Origin of the sequence: Nocardioides zeicaulis (genome assembly GCF_042432345.1) — a bacterium.
Taxonomy (GTDB): domain Bacteria; phylum Actinomycetota; class Actinomycetes; order Propionibacteriales; family Nocardioidaceae; genus Nocardioides; species Nocardioides zeicaulis.
On sequence record NZ_JBHLXH010000001.1, the window covers coordinates 2,332,032 to 2,358,270 of the forward strand.

At 73.7% G+C, this 26,239-nt stretch carries 21 protein-coding genes, 1 tRNA gene and 1 other RNA gene; 17 read left to right on the forward strand and 6 right to left on the reverse strand.

The window, feature by feature from the left end; translation table 11 throughout:
* The first annotated feature begins 144 nt into the window (after nucleotides 1-144).
* Nucleotides 145-1,662 (forward strand): potassium/proton antiporter, encoded by a 1,518-nt coding sequence (locus ACFFJG_RS11425; RefSeq protein ID WP_378518851.1) that lies wholly within the window; start codon nucleotides 145-147, stop codon nucleotides 1,660-1,662.
* A gap of 21 nt (nucleotides 1,663-1,683) precedes the next feature.
* On the opposite strand, the gene ACFFJG_RS11430 is transcribed toward ACFFJG_RS11425, so the two are convergent.
* Together ACFFJG_RS11430 and ACFFJG_RS11435 are read right to left on the reverse strand one after the other, a co-directional pair.
* The gene (locus ACFFJG_RS11430) at nucleotides 1,684-2,187 is read right to left on the reverse strand and encodes a LytR C-terminal domain-containing protein (RefSeq protein WP_378518852.1); all 504 of its coding nucleotides are present in this window, start codon (nucleotides 2,185-2,187) and stop codon (nucleotides 1,684-1,686) included.
* Nucleotides 2,184-2,495 (reverse strand): type II toxin-antitoxin system VapB family antitoxin, encoded by a 312-nt coding sequence (locus ACFFJG_RS11435; RefSeq protein WP_378518853.1) that lies wholly within the window; start codon nucleotides 2,493-2,495, stop codon nucleotides 2,184-2,186. Before ACFFJG_RS11435 ends, ACFFJG_RS11430 begins: the two co-directional genes overlap by 4 nt.
* A gap of 57 nt (nucleotides 2,496-2,552) precedes the next feature.
* Between ACFFJG_RS11435 and ACFFJG_RS11440 the strand changes: the two genes are divergently transcribed.
* Nucleotides 2,553-4,247 carry a helicase HerA-like domain-containing protein gene (locus tag ACFFJG_RS11440; RefSeq protein WP_378518854.1) on the forward strand — a complete coding sequence of 565 codons (1,695 nt, stop codon included), beginning with the start codon at nucleotides 2,553-2,555 and terminating at the stop codon, nucleotides 4,245-4,247.
* A gap of 46 nt (nucleotides 4,248-4,293) precedes the next feature.
* Here ACFFJG_RS11440 and eccCa read toward each other — a convergent pair whose 3' ends face one another.
* The gene (gene eccCa / locus ACFFJG_RS11445; protein ID WP_378518855.1) at nucleotides 4,294-8,292 is read right to left on the reverse strand and encodes a type VII secretion protein EccCa; all 3,999 of its coding nucleotides are present in this window, start codon (nucleotides 8,290-8,292) and stop codon (nucleotides 4,294-4,296) included.
* 131 nt (nucleotides 8,293-8,423) lie between these two features.
* On the opposite strand from eccCa, the gene ACFFJG_RS11450 reads away from it, so the two are divergent.
* The 8 genes from ACFFJG_RS11450 (at nucleotide 8,424) to ACFFJG_RS11485 (ending at nucleotide 17,218) form a co-directional block, all read left to right on the forward strand.
* Nucleotides 8,424-9,776: a hypothetical protein gene (locus ACFFJG_RS11450; protein ID WP_378518856.1), complete on the forward strand. Its 1,353-nt coding sequence runs from the start codon at nucleotides 8,424-8,426 to the stop codon at nucleotides 9,774-9,776.
* A 142-nt stretch (nucleotides 9,777-9,918) separates the two neighbouring features.
* Nucleotides 9,919-10,230, forward strand: a complete 312-nt coding sequence (locus tag ACFFJG_RS11455; protein ID WP_378518857.1) for a WXG100 family type VII secretion target — start codon at nucleotides 9,919-9,921, stop codon at nucleotides 10,228-10,230.
* Between the two features lie 35 nt (nucleotides 10,231-10,265).
* Nucleotides 10,266-10,556 carry a WXG100 family type VII secretion target gene (locus tag ACFFJG_RS11460; RefSeq protein WP_378518858.1) on the forward strand — a complete coding sequence of 97 codons (291 nt, stop codon included), beginning with the start codon at nucleotides 10,266-10,268 and terminating at the stop codon, nucleotides 10,554-10,556.
* Nucleotides 10,557-10,701: 145 nt separating this feature from the next.
* Entirely contained in the window at nucleotides 10,702-12,084 is a 1,383-nt protein-coding gene (gene eccD, locus ACFFJG_RS11465; protein WP_378518859.1) for a type VII secretion integral membrane protein EccD, read from the forward strand.
* A 4-nt stretch (nucleotides 12,085-12,088) separates the two neighbouring features.
* A complete protein-coding gene (locus ACFFJG_RS11470; protein ID WP_378518860.1) occupies nucleotides 12,089-13,504 on the forward strand; it encodes a type VII secretion protein EccB in 1,416 nt (471 codons plus the stop codon).
* Nucleotides 13,501-14,736, forward strand: coding sequence for a S8 family serine peptidase (locus tag ACFFJG_RS11475; RefSeq protein ID WP_378518861.1), 1,236 nt, complete (start codon nucleotides 13,501-13,503; stop codon nucleotides 14,734-14,736). The genes ACFFJG_RS11470 and ACFFJG_RS11475 overlap by 4 nt, the downstream gene beginning before the upstream one ends.
* 93 nt (nucleotides 14,737-14,829) lie before the next feature.
* Entirely contained in the window at nucleotides 14,830-15,897 is a 1,068-nt protein-coding gene (locus ACFFJG_RS11480; protein ID WP_378518862.1) for a sugar phosphate nucleotidyltransferase, read from the forward strand.
* Nucleotides 15,898-15,916: 19 nt separating this feature from the next.
* Complete coding sequence (locus ACFFJG_RS11485; RefSeq protein ID WP_378518863.1) at nucleotides 15,917-17,218, forward strand: UDP-N-acetyl glucosamine 2-epimerase; 1,302 nt, start codon at nucleotides 15,917-15,919, stop codon at nucleotides 17,216-17,218.
* Between the two features lie 63 nt (nucleotides 17,219-17,281).
* Here the strand turns inward: ACFFJG_RS11485 and ACFFJG_RS11490 are convergent.
* Nucleotides 17,282-17,367 (reverse strand) — tRNA-Ser (locus ACFFJG_RS11490).
* 95 nt (nucleotides 17,368-17,462) lie between these two features.
* Between ACFFJG_RS11490 and ffs the strand changes: the two genes are divergently transcribed.
* From ffs to ACFFJG_RS11525, 7 genes are all read left to right on the forward strand, one after another.
* An RNA gene (gene ffs, locus ACFFJG_RS11495) (signal recognition particle sRNA small type) lies at nucleotides 17,463-17,552 on the forward strand.
* A 241-nt stretch (nucleotides 17,553-17,793) separates the two neighbouring features.
* Nucleotides 17,794-20,070: a DNA polymerase III subunit gamma and tau gene (locus ACFFJG_RS11500; RefSeq protein ID WP_378518864.1), complete on the forward strand. Its 2,277-nt coding sequence runs from the start codon at nucleotides 17,794-17,796 to the stop codon at nucleotides 20,068-20,070.
* Nucleotides 20,071-20,122: 52 nt separating this feature from the next.
* Complete coding sequence (locus tag ACFFJG_RS11505) at nucleotides 20,123-20,542, forward strand: YbaB/EbfC family nucleoid-associated protein (RefSeq protein WP_378518865.1); 420 nt, start codon at nucleotides 20,123-20,125, stop codon at nucleotides 20,540-20,542.
* Between the two features lie 12 nt (nucleotides 20,543-20,554).
* Nucleotides 20,555-21,151 (forward strand): recombination mediator RecR, encoded by a 597-nt coding sequence (recR, locus tag ACFFJG_RS11510; RefSeq protein WP_378518866.1) that lies wholly within the window; start codon nucleotides 20,555-20,557, stop codon nucleotides 21,149-21,151.
* Nucleotides 21,148-21,729, forward strand: a complete 582-nt coding sequence (locus ACFFJG_RS11515; protein ID WP_378518867.1) for a DUF5063 domain-containing protein — start codon at nucleotides 21,148-21,150, stop codon at nucleotides 21,727-21,729. Before recR ends, ACFFJG_RS11515 begins: the two co-directional genes overlap by 4 nt.
* Nucleotides 21,730-21,807: 78 nt before the next feature.
* Nucleotides 21,808-23,091: an aspartate kinase gene (locus ACFFJG_RS11520; protein WP_378518868.1), complete on the forward strand. Its 1,284-nt coding sequence runs from the start codon at nucleotides 21,808-21,810 to the stop codon at nucleotides 23,089-23,091.
* The gene (locus ACFFJG_RS11525) at nucleotides 23,088-24,134 is read left to right on the forward strand and encodes an aspartate-semialdehyde dehydrogenase (protein WP_378518869.1); all 1,047 of its coding nucleotides are present in this window, start codon (nucleotides 23,088-23,090) and stop codon (nucleotides 24,132-24,134) included. Before ACFFJG_RS11520 ends, ACFFJG_RS11525 begins: the two co-directional genes overlap by 4 nt.
* A 10-nt stretch (nucleotides 24,135-24,144) precedes the next feature.
* Here the strand turns inward: ACFFJG_RS11525 and ACFFJG_RS11530 are convergent, their stop codons facing one another.
* Both ACFFJG_RS11530 and ACFFJG_RS11535 read right to left on the reverse strand, forming a co-directional pair.
* Entirely contained in the window at nucleotides 24,145-24,762 is a 618-nt protein-coding gene (locus tag ACFFJG_RS11530) for a hypothetical protein (RefSeq protein ID WP_378518870.1), read from the reverse strand.
* Between the two features lie 28 nt (nucleotides 24,763-24,790).
* Nucleotides 24,791-26,239, reverse strand: a 1,449-nt coding sequence (locus ACFFJG_RS11535) for a phytoene desaturase family protein (protein WP_378518871.1), incomplete at its 5' end; no start/stop codon positions are given.

Genomic DNA, 26,239 nt, shown 5'->3' on the forward strand with positions numbered 1-26,239 from the left:
TCATCCCGCAGCGGCCGGGTGCGGTCGCCACCGGGCGTCGAGCGTGGGACGCCCGCCCCAGCGGGCGGGACGCGGACGGCGGGGGCTCCCGGGGCCGATAGGATCGCGCCACGACCTGTTCCCCGGCGATGGCACGAGGTGTCCGTGACGTTCGACGTCCACCAGCTCGACACGTTCGTGCTGGTCGGCGCGGTCGTGACGTTGGCGGCGATCCTCGCCGTGCGCGTCTCCGCGGGCGCGGGGCTCCCGTCGCTGCTGATCTACCTGCTGATCGGCGTCTTCCTCGGTGAGGGCGGCCCGTTCGCCATCCCCTTCGACGACGCCCAGCTCGCGCACGCGCTCGGCTTCGGCGCGCTCGCGATCATCCTCGCCGAGGGCGGGCTCACGACCGACTGGCGGCAGATGCGGCCGAGCATCCGGCTCGGGGTGTCGCTGGCGACGCTCGGGGTCGCGGTCTCGGTCGCCGTCGTGGCCGTGGGCTCCCACCTGCTGCTCGGCCTGCCGTGGGAGCTGGCGATCCTGCTGGGTGCGATCTGCTCGCCGACCGACGCGGCGGCGGTGTTCTCGGTGCTGCGCGTCGTGCCGCTGCCCAAGCGGCTCACGGGCGCGCTGGAGGCCGAGTCCGGGCTCAACGACGCGCCGACGGTCGTGCTGGTCGGCGTCATCTCCACCGGTGCCGCGGGCGACGCGGGCCTGCTGGGCGTGGCCGGGACCATCGTCTTCGAGCTGCTGGCCGGCGGACTGATCGGCGTTGCCTGCGGCGTGGCGGGCGCATGGCTGATGCGGCGCGTCGCCCTGCCCTCCTCCGGGCTCTACCCGCTCGCCGTGCTGAGCCTGGCGTTCACCGCCTACGGCGCCGCGTCGGCCGTCCACGCCTCCGGCTTCGCCGCGATCTACGTCGCCGCGCTCATCCTCGGCAACAGCGAGCTGCCGCACCGCGTGGCCACGCGCTCCTTCGCCGAGGGCATCGCGTGGCTCGCGCAGATCGGGCTGTTCGTGATGCTCGGCCTGCTGCTCTCCCCGGGCCGGATCGACCTCGCGACGGTCGCGCAGGCGCTGGTGACCGGGCTGGTGCTCACCCTCGTGGCGCGGCCCCTGTCGGTGGTGGCCAGCAGCGTGGTCCAGCGGATGGGGGTGCGCGACCTCGCCTTCATCTCCTGGGCGGGCCTGCGCGGCGCGGTCCCGATCGTGCTCGCCACGATCCCGCTCGCCGAGGGCGTCGACGGGGCCGACGACCTGTTCGACATCGTCTTCGTGATGGTCGTGGTCTACACCCTGCTGACGGGGCCCACGCTCCCGCTGGTCGCCCGGCTGCTGGGGGTCGCGCGCCGCTCCGAGCCGCGCGGCCTCGACGTCGAGGCCGCGCCCCTCGAGCGTGTCGCCGCCGACCTGCTGCAGGTGACGATCGCGCCGACCTCCAAGATGCACGGCGTCGAGGTGGGCGAGCTGCGCCTCCCGGCAGGGGCGTCGGTCTCCCTCGTCATCCGCGCGGGCGAGGTGCTGGTGCCGGAGCGGCGCACGGTCCTGCGCTCGGGCGACGACCTCGTGGTGGTCACCCCGCGCAAGCAGCGCGAGGGCACCGAGGCCCGGCTGCGGCAGGTGTCGCAGAACGGCCGGCTCGCCCGGTGGGTGCCCGAGCGGGGCGCCCGCGAGGACGGCTGACCGCCGCCGGTCAGCGCCCGGTCACTCCGAGCCGGTGGCGCGGCAGTACGTCGCGTCGGCCCGGGCCGTGACCGACTCGACCTGCTTCTTGCGCAGCGCCTGGAACTTCTCGCCCACCACGACCGTGATGCCGTCGCCGAGCGAGTCGCCCGGGACGACCTTGGCCCTCTTGAACTGGCGGCGGACCAGGTCGACGGCCGGGTTGGTCGGGTCGGACGACCAGATCTGCGTGGTGGCGGTCTCGCTGGGTGCGTCGCCCACGTCGCCGGCCACGAAGCCGCGCTCCTCCAGCAGCGCGCTCGTCGAGCCGGCCAGGCCGCTGCGGCGGCTGCCGTTGAAGACGCTCACCACGACCTGGTCGCGGCGTACCTCGCCCCCGGCGGGGACCGTGGTGTCCTCGCAGATCGCCACCGGCTGCTCCTTCGGGAACGGCGCGGTCAGGGCGGACCAGCCCCACAGCGCGCCCACCACGACGAGGAGCGCGAGCCCGGCCAGGGTCAGCGCCGTCCGCAGGGCGCCGCTCACTGCGCCGCCCCGGCCTCGTCGGCGTGGTGCACCCGGGCGTGGAGCACGCTGCGCTGCTGCAGCGCCGCGCGGAGGGCGCGGTGGAGCCCGTCCTCGAGGTAGAGGTCGCCGCGCCACGACACGACGTGGGCGAACAGGTCGCCGTAGAACGTGGAGTCCTCGTCGAGCAGCGCGTCGAGCTGCAGGGTGTCCTTGGTGGTCACCAGCTCGTCGAGCCGGACCTGGCGGGGCGGCAGGTCGGCCCAGGCGCGCGAGGTCAGCCCGTGGTCGGGGTAGGGCCGGCCGACGCCCACCCGCTTGAAGATCACGCGGCGATCATAACGACGCCCTCGTCGGTGGCCGCCGGGCTGACTAGGCTCGCCGACATGAGCGAGATCCCGGCCGCCGAGCCGACGCCCACCGACGGCACGCCTGCCGAGGTCGCACCCGCGGACGCCGCAGCGGGGGAGGCCGTCACCGCGCCGGCCGCGCCGCCCGCGCCCGAGGCGCCGACGGACCCGATCTCGGCGGCGGTCGCGCCGGGCTACGCCTTCGAGGGCCCGGCCCTCGAGCTGGGCGGGCTGATGCTCGACGCCGACCACCTCAGCGACGTGCACATCAAGATCCCGCTCGGGATGCTCAACCGCCACGGCCTGGTCGCCGGCGCGACCGGCACGGGCAAGACCAAGACCCTCCAGCTGCTGGCCGAGCAGCTCAGCGCCAACGGCGTACCGGTGTTCGCCGCGGACATCAAGGGAGACCTGTCGGGGCTGAGCGCGCCGGGCGAGCCGAGCGACAAGCTCACGGCGCGCACGGCCAGCGTCGGCCAGACGTGGACCGCGACCGGCTTCCCGACGGAGCTCTACGCGATCGGCGGCCAGGGCGTCGGCGTGCCGGTGCGGGTCACGATGTCGGCGTTCGGCCCGACGCTGCTCGCGAAGGTGCTGGGCCTCAACGAGACGCAGGAGTCCTCGCTCGGCCTCGTCTTCTACTACTGCGACTCCCACGGCCTGCCGCTGCTCGACCTCGCCGACCTGCGCGCCGTGCTGCAGTACCTCACCGGCGACGCCGCCGGGAAGGCCGAGCTCAAGTCGATCGGCGGGCTCTCGCCGCAGACGGCCGGCGTCATCCTGCGCGAGCTCGTCTCCTTCGAGGCCCAGGGTGCCGGCGTGTTCTTCGGCGAGCCCGAGTTCGAGACCAAGGACTTCCTGCGCACCACCGACGACGGCCGCGGCGTGATCAGCCTGCTCGAGCTGCCGAACCTGCAGGACCGCCCGGCGATCTTCTCGACCTTCCTGATGTGGCTGCTGGCCGACCTCTTCCACGACCTGCCGGAGGAGGGCGACCTCGACAAGCCCAAGCTGGTCTTCTTCTTCGACGAGGCGCACCTGCTCTTCAACGACGCCTCCGACGCCTTCCTCGACCAGATCGCGCAGACCGTGCGGCTGATCCGCTCCAAGGGCGTCGGCGTCTTCTTCGTGACCCAGTCGCCCACCGACGTCCCCGACGACGTGCTCGCCCAGCTCGGCTCGCGCGTGCAGCACCAGCTGCGCGCGCACACGCCCAACGACGCGAAGGCGCTCAAGGCGACCGTCAACACCTACCCCACCAGCGCCTACGACGACCTCGGCGAGGTCATCACCTCGCTCGGGATCGGCGAGGCGGTCGTGACGGTGATGAACGAGCGCGGCGCCCCGACCCCCGTCGCCTGGACCCGCCTCCGCGCTCCCGAGTCGCTGATGGGTGCGGCCGACACGTCGGCGATGGAGGCCGCCGTGAAGGCGTCGCCGCTCGCCACCAAGTACGCCGAGGGCGTCGACCGCGAGTCCGCGCGCGAGCTGCTGGCCAAGAAGCTCGAGGAGGGCGCCCGCAAGGCCGCCGAGGACGCGAAGGTCAAGGAGATGGCGCGCGAGCAGAAGAACGAGCGCGTCACCGAGAAGGCCACCACCAAGGCGTCCAGGGCCGCGAAGCCGAAGGACTCCATGGTCGAGACGGTCGTGAAGTCGACGGCGTTCAAGGACTTCATGCGCACCGCCGCCCGCGAGATCGCGCGCGGGATGTTCAACAGCGGCCGCCGCTGACCTCGTCCTCCCCCTCACGCACCGTCCGCGGGCGACGGAACGGGCCTCACATGGTCGGGTCGAGCCAGGCCAGCTGGGCGGTCTGGGTGCCGCCGTCGCGCGTGACGACACGGGCCCGGCCCTCGGGGGCGGGCTGCGGGCGCAGGTTGCCGATCAGCACGCCCTCGTCGCGCGGGCCCGACAGCATGACGCCGGGCATGGCGAGGTCGCGCAGCGACTGGATGACGGGCTCGTAGAGCGCGCGGGACGCACCGCCCGTACGCCGTGCGACGACCACGTGCAGGCCGACGTCGCGCGCCTGGGCCATCAGCGGCTGCAGCGACGACACCGGCGACGACTGCTGCGTGGCGACGAGGTCGTAGTCGTCGACGACCACGAAGACCTCCGCGCCGGTCCACCACGAGCGGTTGCGCAGCTGCTCGGGCGTCACGTCGGGGCCCGGGATGCGGCCCTCGAGGTAGCTGGCGATGTCCTTGAGGGTGGGCGTGGCCTGCGTGGCGGAGGTGAGGTAGTTGAGCAGGTACTCGTCGGGCACCTCGCCGAGCAGCGATCGGCGGTAGTCCACGAGCACGATCTGCGCCTCCTTGGGCGTGCGCGTGCGCATGATCTCGTGGACGTACGCCCGCAGCAGCGCGCTCTTGCCGGACTGGCCGTCGCCGAAGATCAGCATGTGCGGCTCGGCGTCGACGTCGAGGCCGACCGGCGCGAGCTCCTTCTCGTTGATGCCGAGCAGGACGTGCTTGGGCGGCAGCTGCCGGCGCACGGCGTCCTCGCGGACCGCCTCGAGGGTGACCTTCTCCGGCAGCAGCCGCAGCTTGGGGCCCTGCGGGCCGTGCCAGGCGGCGACCATCGTGTCGATGAGGTGGTCGACCCCGTCGCCGAGGCTGTCGGCGTCGCCCTTGCCGTCGATGCGGGGCAGCGCGCCGAGGAAGTGCAGCTTGGAGGGCACCAGGCCGCGACCGGGCCGGCCGGTCGGCACGAGCGCCGCGACCTTGCGGTCGACCTCGGAGTCGAGCGGGTCGCCCAGGCGCAGCTCGAGCTTGGAGCCGAAGACGTCGCGCATCGCGGCGCGGAAGTCGGCCCAGCGCGTCGAGGCGGTGACGATGTGGAGGCCGAAGGTCAGGCCGCGGGCGGCCAGCTGCTGGATCTCCATCTCGAGGTCGTCGAACTCCGCGCGCAGCGTGCTCCAGCCGTCGATGACCAGGAACACGTCGCCCCAGCCGTCGTCGGCGCGGCCCTGGGCGCGGCGCGAGCGGTAGGTCTCGATCGAGTCGATGCCGTTCTCGCGGAAGTACGCCTCGCGCCGGTCGACGATCCCCTCGACCTCGGCCATCACGCGGCGCACCACGTCGGGCTCCGAGCGCGTCGCGACGCCGGAGACGTGCGGCAGGCGGGTCATCGGGGCGAAGGTGCCGCCACCGAAGTCGAGCACGAAGAACTGCGACTCCAGCGGCGTGGTCACCAGCGCCATACTGGTCACGATGCTGCGCAGCAGCGTGCTCTTGCCCGAGCGCGGGCCGCCGACGACCGCGACGTGGCCGGCGGCGCCGGTGAGGTTGAGCGTCATGGTGTCGCGGCGCTGCTCGCGCGGGCGGTCGACGGTGCCGAGCGGGATGACCAGGCCGGGCACGTTGCGCCACTGCTGCGAGGTGAGCCCGAGCTCGGGATGCTCGGTGAGGTCGGGCATGAGCTCGTCGAGGGTGTCGGGGACGTCGAGCGGCGGCAGCCAGACCTGGTGGGCCTCCGGGCCCTTGCCGATCATCCGCTCCACGGCGATGTCGAGCAGCGAGGGCTGCTCGCCCTGCTGCTGCACCACCGGGGCGGCGACCTCGGTGTCCTCGGTGACCTGCTCGAGGGACTGCACCTCGGAGATGGTGAACGGCAGGATCCCGCGGATCGCGCCGCCCTCGTCGCGGCGCACGCGGGTGCGGCTCGACGGCGGGCCCGAGACGTAGGCCGCCTTGAAGCGCAGCAGCGTGGACTGGTCGGGCTTGAGGTAGCCCAGGCCGGGGACCGCGGGCAGCTCGTAGGCGTCGGGGACGCCGAGCACCGCGCGCGACTCGCCGGCGGAGAAGGTGCGCAGGCCGACGCGGTAGGACAGGTGCGACTCCAGGCCGCGCAGGCGGCCCTCCTCCAGGCGCTGCGAGGCGAGCAGCAGGTGGAGGCCGAGCGAGCGGCCGAGGCGGCCGATCGCGACGAAGAGGTCGATGAACTCCGGCTTGGCCGAGAGCATCTCGGAGAACTCGTCGACGACGATGAACAGCGACGGCATCGGCTCGAGCGGCTCGCCGTTGGCGCGAGCCTTCTCGTAGTCGCGCACCGAGGCGTAGTTGCCGGCGTCGCGCAGCAGCTCCTGGCGCCGCGTCATCTCGCCGGACAGGGCGTCCTGCATGCGGTCGACGAGGGTGAGCTCGTTGGCGAGGTTGGTGATCACCGCCGACACGTGCGGCATGTCGGCCATGCCGGCGAAGGTCGCGCCACCCTTGAAGTCGACGAGCACGAGGTTGAGCTGCTCGGAGGAGTGCGTCATCACCAGGCCGAGGACGAGGGTGCGCAGGAACTCCGACTTGCCCGAGCCGGTCGCGCCGATCACCAGGCCGTGGGGGCCCATGCCCTGCTGGGCGGACTCCTTGATGTCGAGGTGGACCATCCCGCCGGAGTCGCCGATGCCGATCGGCACGCGCAGCCGGTCGCGCGCCGGTCGCGGGCGCCAGGCGGTGGCGGGGTCGTAGGAGAAGATGTCGCCGAGGCCGAGCAGCTCCATGTGGTCGGGCGTGGTCGAGGTGATGTCGACCGTGCCGCCCGAGGAGGCCGCCTCCGCGCTCGCGGTCTTCAGCGGCGCGATGCGGCGGGCGTACGCCTCGGCGGTGGCGAGGTCGCACTGGTCGGCCAGCGCCTTGACCGGCTCGCCGCGCAGGCGCAGCGCGCGGACCGGGCGCTTGCCGAGCTCGTCGGGGCCGTCGACGAACTCCAGGCGCAGCCGGGTGGAGTCCTCGAGCTCGTCCCAGCGGCTCGGCAGGTCGAGCAGCGTGACGCCGTGGAGCCCGTCGGGCGGGACGATGTGGTTGCCCGGCGGCAGGTGGCCGCCGTCGATGACCAGCAGGATGTGGGGCGTCGCCGCGCGCTCGTCGGCGCCGAAGCGCGGGCGGTCGCTGAGGTCGGGCGGCAGCAGCGCGCCGAGGTCGTCGAGGGAGGTCGAGACCAGGCGCATCGGGCCGACGGCGTCGGCCTCGCGGCTGCTCTGGGCGTGGGGGAGCCACTTGACCCAGTCCCAGTGCGTGAGGTTCTGCTCCGAGCTCAGCACCGCCACGACGAGCTGGTCGGGGTTCTGGAACGCGGTGGCCGAGCAGATCATGGCGCGCGCGGTCGAGCGGACCTCCTCGGCGTCGCCGCACAGCTCGATGCGGTCGAAGGCGCGCAGGTCGATCGAGGCCGGCAGGTTGGGCTGGATGCGGTGCACCACGAGCAGGCGGTGGAGGGCGGACGCGGCGGCCGGGTCGACCTGGTCGACGGGGGCGCTCTCCGGCGGCACCAGCTCCAGCGACAGCGGCTGCGAGCACAGGCCGTAGCGCACGTGGAGGAAGTGGTCGTCGGAGGCGGTGTGCTCCCACAGGCGCGTGCGGTCCTCGGCGAGGGAGGGCAGCGCGTCCGGCTCGGGGTGGTGCCAGTTGAGCGCCCGGCGCTGCTGGTCGGCGGCCTCGCGGGCGACCTTGCGGATGTTGCTGAGGTAGCGCAGGTACTCGGTGCGCGAGCCGGTCACCTGCTGCGCTCGCTGCTTCCGCTGCCGGTCGATCTGCACGACGATGAAGCCGAGCGTGGCGAAGAGGAACATGCCCGCGGCGAGGAAGCTGCGGCTCTTGTTGGCCCCGCCCATCGTGGCCACGAGGACGATCGAGCCGAGGCTGCCGAGCATCGGGATGGCGTTCATCAGCACGCCGCCGGCGCCCTCGCCCTCCTGGAGCTCCGGCGGGGGCTGCAGGACGATCTGGCCGCCGGGCATCTCCGGCTCGTCGAGCCTCTGGCCGCCTCGCAGTGTCGTGCTCAACTCGTCCCCCAGTGCCGCACCCGATGAAGTCGCGACGATGATAGGTGTGCTCCCGCAGGCGCCGCGACTACCCTGCAGCGCAGGAGCGCCCGCCCGAGGCACGTGAAGGGGGACCCGTGTCGGACGTCGCCATGTCCAGCCCTGCTGACGCGACCATCGCCGTGAGCGTGCACGGCCCCGCCGGCGTGCTCGACCTCGTCGTGCCCGCCGGCGCGACCTCGGTCGACGTGGCACGCGAGTACGCCCAGCAGGCCGACGTCAGCGGCATCCCGCTGCTGCAGACCGCGCTCGGGGAGCGGCTCAACGCCTCCGTCGCCCTCGCCGACGCGGGCGTGCAGTCCGGGGACGTCCTCGTCGCCACGACCGGCGTGCACCGGCCCCGCAAGGTCACCCTGCTGGAGAAGGCCAAGAACGCCCCCGAGACCCCGGCGCTGGCCTCGATGATCGCCGCGGTCGCCGCCGGCGTGGCCGTCCTCGCCGGCTGGTACGCCGCCCGCCTGGGCGAGGACACCGTGCGCACGGTGGCGGTCGGGCTGCTGCTGGGCTGCTCGCTCCTCGGCGTGCTCCCCGGCGGCCGTCACCTGCGCCAGCGCGCGGCCGCCGCCCCGGCGTTCGCCGCCGCCGCGGCCCTCGCCGCCATCTACGAGCCGGGCGCCCACCTGCTCCCCGCCGTCGTCGGGTCGACCGCCATCGCCGCCGCCGTCGTGGCCGGCATCGGGCGGGCCCTGGGATCGGGTGCCGACGAGGTGGCCACCGTGTGGATCGCCACCGGGCTCACCGTCTTCGCCTGCTGCGGCGCCACCGCGCTGCTCGGCTGGGACGCCCGCGTCGCGTGGACCCTGCTGCTCTTCCTCGCGATGATGGCCGCCCGGTTCGCGCCCTCGCTCGCCATCGACGTGCCCGACGAGGCGCTGCTCGACCTCGAGCGGCTCGCGGTGACCGCGTGGTCGGCCCGCGACAGCCAACGCAAGGGCAAGCGCGGGCGCATCGTCGTCGCGGGCGAGGCGATGGAGCGGCTGGTGGGGCGGGCCTCGCGCACGGTGACCGCCTCGGCGGTGGCGGTCCTGGTCGTGACCGCGACCGCCGCGCCGCTGCTGCTGCAGCGCGCGACCATCGACCTGGACCGCATCGGCGCCCGCTGCCTGGTCCTCTTCGCCGGGCTCTCGCTGCTCCTGGCCGCCCGTTCCTACCGCCACGCGGCCGCCCGCAACCTGCTGCGGCTGGCCGGGCTGTCGGCGCTGGCGTGGCTGGCGGCGTTCCTCGCGGCCGGCCCCGGCGCCGACCAGCTCGACACGTTCTTCTGGTGCGCGATCGGCCTGGGCGTCGTCGCGCTGGCCGCCGCCGTCGCCACGGGCCGCGGCTGGCGCTCGGTCTGGTGGTCGCGCCGGGCCGAGGTCGCGGAGTCCCTGTGCGGCAGCCTCGCCTTCGCGGCCGCGGTCGTCGCGGCCGGCGTCTTCCGCAGGCTGTGGGAATTGACGTCGTGATGTTTAGGCCCGATCCGCCCGGGTAGATGCACGTCAGCGCGGGGGGTCGGGACGTCTCCCCGAGCACCGGATCACCACCAGTGCACGATCAACCACCACCAGAAACTCGGTCGGTCCGACCGCCGAGGGAGAAGGAATCTCGATGAGCGACATGTACGGCCAGACAGAGAAGGCGCTCTCCAAGGCGGCCGACCACGTCGACCAGGCCCGCGGCGACGTGAAGAACAAGTGCGGCGTCCTGTCCGGCAACATCCAGACGATGATGGGCGGATGGGGCGGCCAGGGTGCCACCGCGTTCAACAACCTCATGATCGCGTGGAACGAGAAGCAGGAGACCATCCTCAAGGCCCTCGACCAGCTGTCGGCGTCGATGAAGGAGACCGAGCGCGACAACGTCTCCACCGACGAGAGCCAGTCCGCCGCCCACGCCAACCTCCAGGGCCGCCTCGGCTGACCGGCCGACGCCCCTCACTGATCTAGGAGATCGACATGACTTTCGACGGAATCAAGGTCCAGCACGGCAGCCTCGACGCCGGTGCCGCCGACGTGATGAAGGCCGCCAAGGACATCGAGGCCCGCCTCGACCAGCTCGAGAGCGAGCTCAACCCGCTGCGCAGCGACTGGAACGGTAACGCCAAGATGGCCTACGACCAGGCCAAGGCCAAGTGGGACCAGGCCATGCAGGAGATGACCCTCCTGCTGCAGCAGGCGAGCCAGGGCGTCGACGCGTCCAACGCCGAGTACAAGGCCGCCGACGCTCGCGGTGCCAACCGCTTCTGAGCACGGCACGTCTCGTCGAGGCCGGTCGTCCCTCCGGGGGCGACCGGCCTCGCCGCGTGTGGAGCACCCGTTGTCCTAGGCTGCTCCCCGTTCGACGCGCCGTCGCCCTCGGGCGGGCGCAGTGGAAGCACTCTCAGGGGGAAGAATGAGTCAGGGCTCCTCGGTCACCTCGGGCCTGGTGCGGGTGACCATCGCCTCGGGCTCGAGGCGGGTCGACCTCGTCCTGCCGGGCGCGATCCCGGTCGCCGAGCTCGTGCCCGAGCTGGCGCGCTCGGTCGGCCTGCTCGACGCCTCCACCGTCTACGGCGGCTACCGCCTGGTGACCCAGGAGGGCCGCGTCCTGGCCAACAACGCCGGCCTGACGATGCAGGGCATCGAGGACGGCGGCCTGCTCACGGTCAGCGCCGGTGTCGACGAGCCCGCCCCCCGGGTCTACGACGACGTCGTCGAGGCGATGGCCGACGTGGTCGAGAACGAGCTCAAGCCGTGGGAGCCGGCCGCGGGGCGGCGTACGGCGCTCGGCGCGGGCAGCATCCTGCTCGGCCTCGGCGCCCTCGCGCTGCTGCTCAAGGGCGAGAGCGTCCTGGGCGGCGTCGCCGCCGGCGTCATCGCCGCGCTGCTGGTCGTGGGCGGCATCGTGCTGGCGCGCGCCCAGGACGAGCCCGAGGCGGGCGTCGCGGTCTCGCTGCTGGGTGCGGTCTACGCAGCCGTGGCCGGGCTGCTGCTCGCCCCCGGCGACCTGCCCGCGTGGAGCTGGCCGCTGCACGACCTCTTCTTCACCCACGCCCTCCTCTTCGCCGGCCTGGCGATGCTCGCCGCCGGCGTGGTCGCCGTGGTCGGCCTGCAGGAGGGCCGGCCCCTCGTCATCCCGGCGATCGTGGTCGGCGCCGTGCTGGTCGCCAGCTCGCTGGTCATCCGGGTCGCCGACGTCGAGCCGGGTGCGGTCCTGACCGTGCTGCTCACCCTCGTCGTGCTCGCCGGCAGCGTGTTCCCGTGGCTGGCCCTCGGCGTCACCGGCACCAAGGTCGACCAGCTCTACTCCCTCCACGACATCACCGCCGACCCCGACGACATCGACCCCGACGAGGTCGCCGACGACGCCCGTGTCGGGCACGAGATCCTGCTCGCCGTCTCGGCCACGGTCGGCACGCTGCTGGTCCTGCTCGCTCCCTTCGCGGTCGACCGCGGCGTCTTCGGCACCGTCCTGGCCGGCGTGTGCTGCCTGGCCGTCATGTTCCGCACCCGCCAGTACCGCACCGGCTCGGAGGTCCTGGCCGGCCTGGCCTCGGGCATCCTCGGCCTGGTCTCGGTGGCCCTGTCGATGCTGCTGATCCACGACGGCTGGCGCGCCGGCGCCGCCATCGGCCTCGCGGCGGTCGGTGCGGTCCTGCTCGGCCTCACCCTCGTGCCGGCCTCGCCGTCGGTGCGCCGCGGCCGGCTGGGCGACGTCGTCGAGACCATCACCCTGCTCGCGCTGCTCCCGCTGATGGTGCTCGCCGCCGGCTTCGTCTCCGCCGTGGCGGGCTGACCCGGTGGCCACCAAGAAGGACCTCGTCGAGGCGCACGCCTTCAGCAGGCGCCGGCTCGTGACGGCGTTCGTCTCCGGCGCCCCCGGCGGCCGCGAGGTCGAGCCCGTGCGGCCCGGCCGGGTGCTGATCGGCGGCGTGGCGCTGTCGGTGCTGCTCCTCGCGGGTGCCGCGATCGCCGGCTTCCTCCTCGGCCGCCCTCCCGCCCAGTGGCTGGAGAAGGGCAGCTTCGTGATCTCCAAGGACACCGGCGAGCAGTACGTCGTCCTCAACGACGACGAGGTGCTGCAGCGGGTGCCCAACTACGTCTCCGCCCAGCTGCTCCTCGGCGACGCCCAGCTGACGCCCTCCACCGTGCGCGACAAGTACATCCGCGGCGAGCGGCTCGGGCCCGACCTCGGCATCGAGGGCGCGCCCGCGGGGCTGCCGTCGTCCGACGAGCTGGTCGACGACGGCTGGACCGCGTGCACCGGCGCCGACGCCGGCATCAAGGTCGCCATCCAGGTCCGGCCGTCGGTCGAGGACCTCATCGGCTCGGCCTTCCTCGTCTCCAGCGAGGGCGAGCGCTGGCTGGTCGCGACCTCCCCGTCGGTCGGCAACGACCAGGGCCGGGCGTACCGCTTCCCGATGCCCACCGACGAGACCGACGCCTCGACCCTCGGTCAGCGGCTCGGCTTCGGCGCCACGCCCGTCGAGGTCGACGCCGACTGGCTCAACCTCTTCCCCGCCGGCGACCCCCTCGACGAGGCGTCGTTCGGCATCGCCGACCGGGGCGCGCCGGTGCGCTACACAGGCTCGGGCACCGACCTGTCGGCGTACTCCATCGGCGACCTGCTGCACGCGCCGTCGGGCGACTACTTCCTGCTCGGTGACGAGGGACCGCAGGAGCTCAGCGCCTTCGCGGGCCAGGTCTACGCCGCGGTGGTGAAGGAGCAGACCGAGATCCCCGAGTCGCCGTCGGCGAGCTTCGACGACCCCGGCACCCCGCCCGAGTGGCCCGGCAGCATGCCCGTCGCGGTCACCGGCGGCGCGCTGTGCGCCGAGCTCCACCCCGGTGCGGGCGGCGGCGACCCCGAGGTCAGCCTCGCGACCAACCCCACCGGCGACGCGGCCCCCGACGTGCCGCGCGGTGAGCACGAGGTGGTCGTCGAGCCCAGCGCCGGCGCCTACGTCCTCTCCGGGTCGTGGGAGGCCGCCGACGGCGGCACCGCCTTCGTCATCGACACCAAGGGCGAGAAGTACCGCCTGGTCGGCTCCGAGGTGCCCGACTTCATCGGCTACGGAGACGTCGACCCGCCGCTGGTGCCGAGCGCGTGGGTGGGCTTCTTCGAGTCGGGCGTCCCGCTCTCGACGAACTCCGCCCGGCGGGTGCCGGAGGACGCCCCGCCGCCGGAGGACGACGCCGCGGAAGCCGGGTCGTGAGCGCCCGCCTGCGCACCGTGCTCGCGTCGGGCGTCGTGGCGGCGGCGGTGCTGCCCGGGGCCGCGCTCGTGGCAGCGCCCGCGCACGCGGCCGACGAGGACGCCCCCTGCCAGAGCGACCAGATCCCCGGCTCCGAGCAGCTCGCCGACACCACGACCAAGGACAACGCGGTCTTCGACCGCATGCACGTCGACGACGCCCAGCGCCTGGCGACCGGTCGCGGCGTGCGGGTCGCCGTCGTCGACAGCGGGGTGGCCGACGTGCCCGGCCTCGCGGTCGAGCACCTCGGCCCGGTCGACGGGGCGTCCGGCGCCGTGCTGTCGGGCCACGGCACCATCGTCGCCGGCCTGATCGCCGGGCCCGACGGCGTCGCGCCCGACGCGACCGTGGTCGACGTCAAGGTCTACGACAAGGACGGCGCCGACACGAGCCAGGGCGAGAAGCCGCTGAGCTCCGGTGCGATCGTCGCCGGGATCGACCGCCTGCTCGCGGTGCCCGGCGGCTTCGACGTCGTCAACATCTCCCTCGCCGTCACGCGCGCCGACCCTGCGCTCGAGGACGCCGTCGCCAAGCTCGTGGCGACCGGCGCGGTCGTCGTGGCGTCCGCGGGCAACAAGGTGGTCGACCCCGACGGCTCGTCGACGTCGGAGGGCACCGAGGGCAACGACGCGTCCGTCTTCCCCGCCGACTACCCCGGTGTCGTCGCGGTCACCGCGCTCCCGCCCAATGGCGACTCGCCCGCCCAGTACGTCGTGCCCAACGCCGACACCGACGTCGCGGCGCCCACCGTGGGGGCGCTGTCGGTCAACGCCAACGGCCAGCGCTGCGGCACCGTCGACGTCGCCACGTCGTGGGCCGCGGCCGAGGTGAGCGGCGTGCTGGCCCTGCTGCGCCAGCGCTTCCCGCGCGAGACCGCCGCCCAGCTCGTCGCGCGGCTCGAGCAGACGACCGAGTCGGGCGGCCTGCCCGCCGAGGGGAGCTACCGCGACCCCTGGACCGGCGCCGGCGTGGTGCAGGCCGGCGACGCGCTGACCCGCGAGCTGCGCCCGGGCCGCAAGGGCAAGGTGGAGACCACCGAGCCGGCCGTGCGGGCCGACGCGCAGGCGCCGCCCGCGCCCGAGCGGGTGGACCTCTTCGGCACGCCGCGCGCGATGCTGCTCTGGTCGGGGCTGGTGGCGGGCTCGCTGCTCGCGCTGGCGGCCATGCTGCGCCCGCTGCTGCGGCGTCGCTGACCGCGCCCGTCGTCGCGTGCCCGACGCCCCGGTGACGCCCCACCGCCCACCGTTCGCCACCAGGGGTGTGCCGCGACGTGATGGAATCACCACATGACCGACTCCAGCGACGAGCCCGTCGCCGTCATCCTGGCCGGCGGCCAGGGATCGCGGCTCTGGCCGATCAGCAGGGACCGCGCGCCCAAGCAGTTCCAGCCCGTGGTGCGCGACCGCCCGCTGCTGACCGGCACCATCGAGCGGCTCAGCCAGCTGGTCGACCCCTCCCGGATCCACGTCTCGACCCGCGCCCGGTTCGCCGACGCGGCGCGGGCCAACCTCGGCCCGGTGCCGGCGGAGAACCTGATCCTCGAGGAGGACCCCGCCGGCCCCGCGACGGCGTTCGGGCTCAGCATCGCCACGCTCGCGCACAAGTACGGCAACGCCCCCGCGCTGATCGCCCCCTCGGACCACCTGATCAACGAGGAGGAGGCCTTCAACGCCGCCTCGCGCGACATGCTCGAGCAGCTTGGCCGGACGCCGGGGTCGATGGTCGTGCTCGGTGCCGAGCCGACCCGCTACGACCCGAGCCTGGGCTACATCCACACCAAGGGCGGCGACGACACCGTCCAGGTCATCGAGTCGTTCCACGAGAAGCCCGAGCTCGAGCTGGTCGAGGAGCTGGGCGAGAGCGGCCGGCTCTACTGGAACACCGCCTGCTACGGCGTGCGCGTCGGGGCCGCCTGCGACGCCTACCGCACCGCGCTGCCGCTGATCTTCGACTCGATCGAGCGCTTCGCCAGGACCGGCGAGCCCGGCCAGGGCTACCGCGGCGCGGCGATCGGCGGCCACGAGATCTACCCGCTGATGTGGGCCGGCATGCAGTGCCTCGTGGTGCCGCGCCAGCTCGGCTGGACCGACGTCGGCACGTGGACCCGCCTCGAGCGGGTGCTCCACGACCAGCGGGTCACCTCGATCGGCCCGGCGCTCCAGCTCGACGCCGAGGACACCCTCGTGGCGAGCATGGACGGCCGCCCGGTGGTCACCCTCGGCGCCCGCGGCCTCATCGTGGTCACCCACGAGGACGCCGTCTACGTCCTCGACAAGGCCAAGGCGCTCGACACCCCCACCCTCGAGCGCCTGCGCTCCCTCCTCGCGGCCAGCACCCGCGAGGACCTGCTCTGACCCACCGCCGAAGGAACCCATGTCCCACGAGAACGCCCAGCACATCGTCGTCGTCGGCACCAAGCCCGACATCATCAAGCAGGCGCCGATCTACCACGATCTGCGCGAGCGCGGCCACGACGTCGTGCTGTGCCACACCGGCCAGCACTACGACCACAACCTGTCGCAGTCGATGCTCGACGAGTTCGGCGTGCGCGAGGACATCAACCTCGAGGTCCGCGGCGGTGTGAACGACCTCGTCTCCGGCATCACCGCCAAGCTCGCCCTCTACCTCCGTGGCTTCGCCGAGCGCGGCGGCTTCCCGATCACCTACGTCCACGGTGACACCACCACCGCGATGGCGGGCTCGCTGGCCACCTTCGGCGAGCGCCAGGCGCTGGTGCACGTCGAGGCGGGCCTGCGCACCCTGTCGCCGAAGCCGGAGGTGCTGCGGGGCTGGATGGAGCAGGGGGCCGACCTCGACTGGGCGTCGTTCCGCGCGCAGTCGGTCGACCGCGCGAGCTGGTCGCGCGGCAGCCGCGAGCCCTCGCCCGAGCAGTTCAACACCCGCGTGTGCGACGCCGGCTCCGACCTGCACGCCGCTCCGGTCGAGCTCAACCGCGAGTTCCTCCTCGACGAGGGCTTCGCGCCCGCCGCGATCGACGTCGTCGGCAACTCCGTGGTCGACGCCCTCGGGCAGGCGGTCGCGGGCAGCGACAAGAACCAGGTGCTGCAGCGCTTCCCGCAGATGGGCGACGGCTCGTTCCTGCGCTTCTGCGTGCACCGCCGCGAGAACACCACCAACCGCGACCGGTTCAACCTGCTGATGGACGCGATGGAGGACCTGCTCGAGCAGGGCCACCACGTCCTGTTCATCCGGTTGCTCGGCACCGAGGCCGCGATCGACAACTTCGGCCGCCGCCAGTGGCTGGAGGACCTCGAGGCCCGCTTCGGCGACGCCCTCATCTCCACGCCGGTGTGGGACAGCTACCTCGACGTGGTCGCGGCGATGTCGATGTGCGCGGTGATCGTCACCGACTCCGGCAGCATCGTGGAGGAGGCCAACGTGCTGGAGGTGCCGTGCGTGACGCTGCGCTTCGGCTCCGACCGCTCCGAGACCTTCCTGGCCGGGAGCAACTTCCTCGCCCCGCCCGTCGACAAGCACCTGATGACCGCGGTCATCCACCACGTCTACGAGCACCGCGCCGAGCTGTCGTGGGACCGGGTCTACCCCGAGGGCGCCTCGGCGATGCTCGTCGACGCCGTCGAGCGTCGCCTCGACGAGGGCAGCCTGCTGATCTCCGAGGAGTGGCGCTACGGCCTCAAGGCCGCCCTGCGCTGACCGGCGTACGGCCCCCGGCACGACGAGAGCCCCGCACCAGCAGGTGCGGGGCTCTCGCGTCGGCGGAGGTAGGGGGATTCGAACCCCCGAGGGCTGTTAACCCAACCCGCTTTCCAAGCGAGCGCCATAGGCCACTAGGCGATACCTCCGCCGAGGAGAGTACCGGTCGCCTCGGTGGCCGGTGAAATCGCCTGCCCGGACCCGGGTTTGGGGCGCCCGTCCCGGCTCGCCTAGACTCCCCGGCAACCCCCCACGCGGCGTCACCTCGCCCAATCCCCCAGGGCCGGAAGGCAGCAAGGGTCAGTGAGCTCTGACGGGTGCGTGGGGGGCCTTTCCATGTCTTGCCCCGGTGGCGCACGCCGACCCTGGCGGCGTACGACAGGCGTGGGGGCTGGGCGGATGTCGTTTCCCGCCACGCTCGCCCGGGCGGCGCCGACCCTGGCGGCGTACGACATGTGTCGGGGTCGGGCGGATGTCGGATGCCGCCACCCTCACGTGGGGCGGTGGTCCGGGGCCTGACGGGACCGGCGTACGCGCGGTGGTCGGTGTGGGTGGGCACGGTTAGGGTTCACGACGTGGAGTCACCGCTCGCGCTCTATCGCCGCTACCGGCCCGAGACCTTCCAGGAGGTCATCGGGCAGGACCACGTGACCGAGCCGTTGCGGGCGGCGCTGGCGGCCAACCGGGTCAACCACGCGTACCTCTTCTCCGGCCCGCGCGGCTGCGGCAAGACCACCTCGGCGCGGATCCTGGCGCGGGCGCTCAACTGCGCCCGGGCGCCGATCTCCGACCCGTGCGGCGAGTGCGACAGCTGCCGCGACCTGGCCCGCGGCGGGCCGGGGTCGATCGACGTCATCGAGATCGACGCGGCCTCCCACGGCGGCGTCGACGACGCCCGCGACCTGCGGGAGAAGGCGTTCTTCGCGCCGGTGCGCGACCGCTACAAGGTCTACATCATCGACGAGGCCCACATGGTCACCACGCAGGGCTTCAACGCCCTGCTCAAGCTCGTCGAGGAACCCCCGCCCCACCTGCGGTTCATCTTCGCCACCACCGAGCCCGACAAGGTGCTGCCGACCATCCGCTCGCGCACCCACCACTACCCGTTCCGGCTGATCCCGCCGCGCCTGCTCAGCGACTACCTCTCGCAGCTCGCTGCCGAGGAGGGCGTGGCCATCGAGTCCGCCGCGCTGCCGCTCGTGGTGCGCGCCGGCGCCGGGTCCGCCCGCGACACCCTGTCGGTGCTCGACCAGCTGCTCGGCGGTGCCGGGCCCGCCGGCGTCACCCACAAGCTCGCCACCGACCTGCTCGGCTTCACCCCCGACTCCCTGCTCGACGAGGTGGTCGAGGCGTTCGCCTCACGCGACGGCGGCAGCGTGTTCTCCGTCGTCGACAAGGTCGTCGAGACCGGGCAGGACCCGCGTCGCTTCACCGAGGACCTCCTGCGGCGGCTGCGCGACCTCGTCATCGTCACCGCCGTTCCCGACGCCCCGGCGACCGGCCTGATCGACGTCGCCGAGGACGCGGGGGAGCGCCTGGTCGCCCAGGCCGCCCGGTTCGGGGCCATCGAGCTCAGCCGGGCCGCCGACATCGTCGCCGCCGGGCTGACCGAGATGCGCGGCGCCACCGCGCCGCGGCTGCTCCTCGAGCTGCTCTGCGCCCGGGTGCTGCTGCCCGGCGCCGACCACACCTCCGACGGCGTGATGGCCCGCCTCGAGCGGCTCGAGCGTCGCCTCGAGATGGCCGGGCCCGCCACCCCGGCAGCCGCCGCCCGCGCCGCTGCCGTCCCCGCCTCCGCCGCGCCCGCGGTCCAGGAGCCGGCGCAGCAGCCCACCCCGCAGGCGCAGTCCGCCGCGCCGCCTGCCGCCCCGCCGCAGTCCGCCGCCGCACCTGCCGCCCCGCCGGCCGAGGCGCCCGCCCACCGCGACGAGCCCGCGCCCCCGCCGCCCGTCCCGACGTCCGCATCGGTGCGCGAGGACGGCCCGCCGCCCCCGCCGCCCCCGCCGCCCATCCCGACCGCGGCACCGGCCACCACCGCGGAGCCGGCCGCCGCGTCCGCCCCGCCGCGCCCCACGGTCGAGGACCCCGCGCCGCCGCCGGCACCGGCCGCGAGCGACCGTCCCGCCGCCGAGCAGCCGGTGGCCGCCCAGCCCGGCGGCCCGCGTGGCGGTCTGAGCCTGGTCGACGTCCGCCGGTTGTGGCCCGACATCCTCGACCAGACCAAGAACCGGCGCCGGCTGGCCTGGATGGTGCTCTCGCAGCACGCCCACGTGGTCGACGTCGACGGCACCCGCCTGACCGTCGGCTTCGCCAACGCCGGCGCCCGCGACTCCTTCGTCAACGGCGGCTGCGACGAGATCCTCCGCCAGGCGGCCATCGACGTGGTGGGCATGGACTGGCGCGTGGAGTCGATCGTCGACCCCAGCGGCGCGAGCGCCCAGGAGCCGGTGGTCCGCCAGGCCTCGACCGCCCCCCAGCAGCCCGCACCGGCCGTGCCGGCCCCGGAGGGCCCGCCCGGCCCGCCCGGCCAGCCCGGCCAGCCCGGCCAGCCCGGCCAGCCTGGTCAGGACGCGCCGGGCGCTCCGCCCGCGTGGGTCACCGGCGACGCCGCGCCTGCCGAGCCCGCTTCCGCAGCGCCCGCGAAGCCCGTCGTGTCCGCCGCTCCCGCCCGCGAGGCGTTCGAGGCGGCCCGCTCCGGTGGCGGGGCGAGCCGCCCGGCCGAGCCGGTGCGCTCGCCCGACGACGACGCGGACCCCGACGACCCCGACGCCGAGTCGGCCGCCCTCGACACCGAGTCCCTGCTCAGCCAGACGCTCGGCGCCCGGCTGATCGAGGAGATCCGCAACGACTGACTGGCCTGCCGGCCACCCCCGACGTCCGCACACCCCACCCACGGGAGAACCGATGACCCAGAACCCCTTCGACGCCCTCGGCGGCGGCGGCTTCGACATGAACGCCCTGCTCCAGCAGGCCCAGCAGATGCAGCAGCAGCTCGAGGAGGCCCAGACCGCCCTCGCCCGCCAGACCGTCGAGGGCACCGTCGCAGGCGGCGCCGTGAGCGTCACCGCCAACGGTGTCGGCGAGCTGGTCGGCGTCACCATCCGCGCGGGCGAGTTCAACGGCACCGACCCCGACGACCTGTCGGACCTCTCCGACCTGATCGTCGCGGCCTACCGCGACGCCCGGGCCAAGTCCGAGGCGCTCGCGAGTGACTCCCTCGGCCCGCTCACCGACGGCCTCGGCGGCCTCGGCGGCGGCGCCGACGGCGCTACGGGTGGCGGGGCGGGCGGCGGCCTCGGCTTCCCGCCGCCCTCGCTGGGCTGAGGCGAGGCGTCGTTGTACGAGGGTGTCGTCCAGGACCTGATCGACGAGCTCGGCCGGTTGCCCGGCGTCGGTCCCAAGAGCGCGCAGCGCATCGCCTTCCACCTCCTGCAGGCCGAGCCCACCGACGTGCGCCGGCTCGCCGACGTGCTGATCGAGGTGAAGGCACGGGTGAAGTTCTGCTCCGTGTGCTTCAACGTCAGCGAGGACGAGCAGTGCCGGATCTGCCGCGACCCGCGGCGCGACCCGGCGGTGCTGTGCGTGGTCGAGGAGTACAAGGACGTCGTCGCGATCGAGCGCACCCGCGAGTTCCGTGGCCGCTACCACGTGCTCGGCGGGGCGATCTCGCCGATCGACGGCATCGGTCCCGACCAGCTCCACGTCAAGGAGCTGATGCCACGCCTGGCCAGCGGCGAGGTCACCGAGGTCATCCTCGCCACCGATCCCAACCTCGAGGGCGAGGCCACCGCGACGTACCTCACACGCCTGCTCCTGCCGATGGGCTTGCGCGTGACCCGGCTGGCGAGTGGACTGCCTGTGGGTGGTGACCTCGAGTACGCCGACGAGGTCACGCTCGGACGTGCTTTCGCCGGAAGGAGATCAGCAGAATGACCGAGATCGAGGAGACTCGTTTCGGCGAGCAGATCGCCGACTCCGTGGAGAGCTTCCTGCTCGCGCTGCGCGAGATTGCCCGCGAGGGCAACGGTGCGCAGGCGGTGTCGCTGCTGCTGCTGGAGATCAGCCAGGTCCTGCTGGCCGGCGCCCGGCTGGGCGCGCAGACCGACTTCACGCCCCGCGAGGAGTACCAGCCCGACGTCGGTCCCGAGGCCGACATCGACGAGCTGCGGCTGCGGCTGGCCGAGATGCTCGGCGGCATCGACGCGTACACGTTCGTGTTCGACCCCTACATCCCCGAGGTCGTCGAGTCCCGGCTCTCCGACGACATGGCCTCGATCGCGATCGACCTGGAGAACGGGCTGCGCCACTTCCGCTCGGGCAACGTCGACGAGGCGCTGTGGTGGTGGCAGTTCTCCTACGTCAACAACTGGGGCAACCTCGCCGGCGCCGCGCTCAACGCGCTGCTCACCGTGGTCGCGCACGACCGCTTCGACACCGACTTCGAGGCCAACGCCGAGGCCGTCGCGGTCGCGGATGAGATGCTCGAGGGACGCGTCGGCCAGCAGCCGTAGAATCACCCCCGGACCTGCGGCAACGGCGCCTGCGGGCGACCACCACCCGACCCGACCCGGATTGCCGAGGGACCCACCGTGGGCATTGTCGTGCAGAAGTACGGCGGCTCCTCGCTCGCCGACGCCGACGCCATCAAGCGCGTCGCCCGGCGCATCGTGGACACCAAGAAGGCCGGCCACGACGTCGTCGTCGCCGTGTCCGCCATGGGCGACACGACCGACGACCTGCTCGACCTGGCCGCCGCCGTGACGCCGCTCCCGCCTGCCCGCGAGCTCGACATGCTCCAGTCCGCCGGCGAGCGCATCTCCATGGCCCTCGTGGCGATGGCGATCAGCGACCTCGGATTCACGGCGCGCTCGTTCACCGGCTCGCAGGCCGGGGTGATCACCGACGCCCAGCACGGCAAGGCGAAGATCATCGACGTCACCCCCGGGCGCGTCACCCAGGCGATCGGCGAGGGCCACATCGTCATCGTGGCGGGCTTCCAGGGCGTCTCGGCGGACACCAAGGAAATCACCACCCTCGGCCGCGGCGGGTCCGACACGACCGCGGTCGCGCTCGCGGCGGCGCTCGAGGCCGACGTCTGCGAGATCTACACCGACGTCGACGGCGTCTTCACCGCCGACCCGCGGATCGTGCCGGCCGCGCGCAAGCTCGACACCGTCTCCTACGAGGAGATGCTCGAGCTCGCCGCCTGCGGCTCGAAGATCCTGCACCTGCGCTGCGTGGAGTACGGCCGCCGCTACGGCATCCCGATCCACGTCCGCTCGTCGTTCAGCAAGCTCGAGGGCACCTGGGTCACCAGCGACCCCCAGCCCGACGCACCCGAGGAAGAGACCATGGAACAGCCCATCATCGCCGGAGTCGCGCACGACGTCAGCGAGGCCAAGATCACCGTCGTCGGCGTGCCCGACAAGGTGGGCGAGGCCGCCCGCATCTTCGAGGCGCTGGCCGACGCCCAGATCAACCTCGACATGATCGTGCAGAACATCTCCGCCGCCGCGACGAGCCTGACCGACATCTCCTTCACGCTGCCGCGCACCGACGGCCAGACCGCGATGACCGCGCTCGCCCGCATCCAGGGTGAGGTCGGCTACGACAAGCTGCTCTACGACGACAAGATCGGCAAGGTCTCGCTCATCGGTGCGGGCATGCGCTCCCACCCCGGCATCACCTCGAAGTTCTTCGGCGCCCTCGCCTCCGCCGGCGTCAACATCGGGATGATCTCCACGTCCGAGATCCGCATCTCGGTCGTCGTCGACGAGCACGCGGTCCCCGACGCCGTACGTGCCACGCACACCGCGTTCGACCTCGACGCCGACGAGGTCGAGGCCGTCGTCTACGGGGGCACCGGACGATGACGAAGGTCAACATCGGCATCGTCGGAGCCACCGGGCAGGTCGGCGTCGCGATGCGGCAGATCCTGCTGGAGCGCGAGTTCCCGGCCGACCAGGTCCGGTTCTTCGCCTCCTCCCGCTCCGCCGGCACGGTCCTGCCGTTCGGCGACCGGGAGATCACCGTCGAGGACGCCGAGACCGCCGACCCCACGGGCCTCGACATCGCGCTGTTCTCCGCCGGCGCCACGACGTCGCGCGCCCTGGTGCCGCGGTTCGTCGACGCCGGCGTGATCGTCGTCGACAACTCCTCGGCCTTCCGCAAGGACCCCGCGATCCCGCTGGTCGTCTCCGAGGTCAACCCCGACGCGATGGCCGGTGTGATCGAGGCCGGGCGCGGCATCATCGCCAACCCCAACTGCACCACCATGGCCGCGATGCCGGTGCTCAAGCCGCTGCACGACGAGGCCGGCCTGACCCGTCTGGTCGTCTCCACCTACCAGGCCGTCTCCGGGTCGGGCGTGGCCGGCGTCGACGAGCTCGCCAACGGCGTGGCCGGGGCGGGCGACAAGGCGCGCGAGCTGGCCTACGACGGCTCGGCGATCGCCTTCCCCGAGCCGGTGAAGTACGTCGAGCCGATCGCCTACAACGTGCTCCCCATGGCCGGCTCGGTCGTCGACGACGGGCTCAACGAGACCGACGAGGAGCAGAAGCTCCGCCACGAGTCGCGCAAGATCCTCGGCCTGCCCGACCTGCTGGTCTCCGGCATCTGCGTGCGGGTCCCGGTCTTCACCGGCCACTCGCTCGCGGTCAACGCCGAGTTCGAGCGGTCGATGACCCCCGCCCGCGCCCGCGAGGTCCTCGCCGGTGCCGCCGGGGTCGAGCTCGACGAGGTCCCCACCCCGCTCAAGGCGGCCGGCAAGGACCCGTCCTACGTCGGGCGGCTCCGTCAGGACCCCGGCGTCCCCGACGACCGCGGCCTGGCGCTGTTCATCAGCAGCGACAACCTCCGCAAGGGCGCCGCGCTCAACACGGTCCAGATCGCCGAGATCATCGCGGCCTCGCGCTGATCCCAGCGGTTCAGCGCACGTCGCGCGGCTGACCGGCGTCGACGTCGGTGTCGGCGTGGGTCGCCGCGAGGACCGCGGTGACCCACCAGGCGGCGGCGTACGCCACCGCGACCGTCACCGGCAGCGCCAGCACGACCCACCACTGGTCGAGCGAGCCGAGCAGGACCACGAGGACGACCACCGCGCCCACGGCGACCGCGAGGATGCTGGTGGACCCGGCGTCCGCGACGCCGAGCACCCGCAGGAGCAGCCCGCCGAGCCAGGCGAGCAGCACGAGCGACGCCAGCAGGGCGGGCAGCCCGATCGCGCCACCGCACGACGACGTGCCGCGCACCGCGTCGCAGCCGGCTCCGAGCAGCCAGCCGAGGAGCGCTGCGGCGAGCCCGACCACGAGGCCGGTGGCGAGGGCCGCGACGAGCCCGGGGATCCGGACGTCGTACGACCGGGGCGCGCGCCGCGGCGCCGGCGCCGGGTCGTCCGCCTCGTCGGCTGACGGCGGCGACGGGACCACGGTGGGCCCGGGGTCGGCCGGGGGCTCGGCGGCAGCCTCGGTGCGCCGGCGACGGCGCAGCGAGAGGGACGGCATCTCCAGCGACGGTCCGTCCTCGGGCTGCTCGCGATCGGCCATGGGGGCAGCGTGCCACACGGCGGGCCGCTCAGTCGTGGGTCGCGCCGTGGCCCAGCGTGCGGAGCGCGGACTGGGCGGCGCGGAGGCCGCACAGGCCGTGCGCGCCGGCACCGGGCGGGGTGGCGGCCGAGCACAGGAAGACCCCGGGCGCGCCGGTGGCGTACGGGTCGAGCGCGACCCGAGGCCGGAGGAGCAGCTGGCGGGCGGTGTTGGCACCGCCGACGATGTCGCCGCCGACCAGGTTGGCGTTGGCGGCCTGGAGGTCGTGGGGGGAGCGGGGAGCGACGGCGACGATCCGCTCCCGCAGTCCGGGGGCGAACCTCTCGAGCTGGCCGAGCAGCAGGTCGGTGGCGTCACCGTCGAAGCCGGCCGGGACGTGGGCGTAGGCGTCGACGGGGTGGACGCCGTCGCGCGAGCGGGAGGGGTCGGCGAGGTGCTGCTGGCCGACGAGGACGAAGGGACGCTCGGCGAGCCGGCCCCGCCAGGTCTGCCGCTCGGCCTCCGCGACCTCCGCTGCGGTCCCGCCGACGTGGACGGTGCCGGCGCGCCGCGCGGGCTCGTAGGCCCACGGGACACCTCCCTCGACCGCCAGGGCGACCTGGAAGGCGCCGGGACCGTGGCGGTGGCGCCGGTAGGCCGCGCGCACGCGCGCCGGCATCCGGTCGCCGAGGATCTCCACCGCCGCGAGCGGCGAGGTGTCGAGCATGACCACGTCGGCGGCACAGTCGGCGTACGACCTCACCCGGACACCCGTCTCCACCCGGCCGCCGAGCCCCGCGAGGAGCGAGAGGTACGCGTCGGCGATCGCGCGCGACCCGCCCACCGCCACCGGCCAGCCGGCGTGGTGCGCCGCCGTGCCGAGGGCGAGCCCGATGGCGGACGAGGCCAGGGTGTCGAGGGGGCGGAAGGCGTGCGCTGCGACCCCGGCCCACAGGGCGCGTGCCGGCTCGGCGGCGAACCGGCGCGCCAGCACGGTGGCGGGGAGGCCGGCCCGTGCGCCGAACCCGACGAGGCCGACCGGGTGCCGCGGCACGTGCAGCACGGGTCGCAGGAGGTCGTCGGTGACCGCCTCGAAGCGGCGGGTGAGGTGCCCGAACAGCCGCTCCCACGCCCGTGCGTCCGGTCCGAGGGCAGCAGCCGTCCCCCTGACCGACCGGACCGCGGCCGCACCCCCTCCGTCGTCGAGCGGGTGGGCGTACTGGACCTCGGGCCACGCCCACCGCAGCCCGTGGGCGGCGAGGTCGAAGGTCCGGGCGAGCTCCGAGCCGACCGCCAACGGGTGGAAGCCCGCGCACTCGTCGTGGAGCAGCCCCGGCAGCGTGGCCTCGACGGACCGCGTGCCGCCGCCCGGCACGTCGGCGGCCTCCAGGACCGTGACCTCGAGACCGGCGGCGGCCAGCGTCACCGCCGCCGCCAGGCCGTTCGGGCCCGAGCCCACCACCGTCGCCGTCGTCACCTCGCGGAGCCTAGCCACGCC

What these genes read in the sequence shown, in the direction of transcription:
- ACFFJG_RS11485 (WP_378518863.1), top strand. Translation starts at nt 15,917, where the DNA reads ATGTCCCACGAGAACGCCCAGCACATCGTCGTCGTCGGCACCAAGCCC.
- ACFFJG_RS11515 (WP_378518867.1), top strand. Translation starts at nt 21,148, where the DNA reads ATGACCGAGATCGAGGAGACTCGTTTCGGCGAGCAGATCGCCGACTCC.
- ACFFJG_RS11525 (WP_378518869.1), top strand. Translation starts at nt 23,088, where the DNA reads ATGACGAAGGTCAACATCGGCATCGTCGGAGCCACCGGGCAGGTCGGC.
- ACFFJG_RS11440 (WP_378518854.1), top strand. Translation starts at nt 2,553, where the DNA reads ATGAGCGAGATCCCGGCCGCCGAGCCGACGCCCACCGACGGCACGCCT.
- ACFFJG_RS11480 (WP_378518862.1), top strand. Translation starts at nt 14,830, where the DNA reads ATGACCGACTCCAGCGACGAGCCCGTCGCCGTCATCCTGGCCGGCGGC.
- ACFFJG_RS11450 (WP_378518856.1), top strand. Translation starts at nt 8,424, where the DNA reads ATGTCCAGCCCTGCTGACGCGACCATCGCCGTGAGCGTGCACGGCCCC.
- ACFFJG_RS11505 (WP_378518865.1), top strand. Translation starts at nt 20,123, where the DNA reads ATGACCCAGAACCCCTTCGACGCCCTCGGCGGCGGCGGCTTCGACATG.
- ACFFJG_RS11455 (WP_378518857.1), top strand. Translation starts at nt 9,919, where the DNA reads ATGAGCGACATGTACGGCCAGACAGAGAAGGCGCTCTCCAAGGCGGCC.
- ACFFJG_RS11530 (WP_378518870.1), bottom strand. Translation starts at nt 24,762, where the DNA reads ATGGCCGATCGCGAGCAGCCCGAGGACGGACCGTCGCTGGAGATGCCG.
- ACFFJG_RS11460 (WP_378518858.1), top strand. Translation starts at nt 10,266, where the DNA reads ATGACTTTCGACGGAATCAAGGTCCAGCACGGCAGCCTCGACGCCGGT.
- eccD (WP_378518859.1), top strand. Translation starts at nt 10,702, where the DNA reads ATGAGTCAGGGCTCCTCGGTCACCTCGGGCCTGGTGCGGGTGACCATC.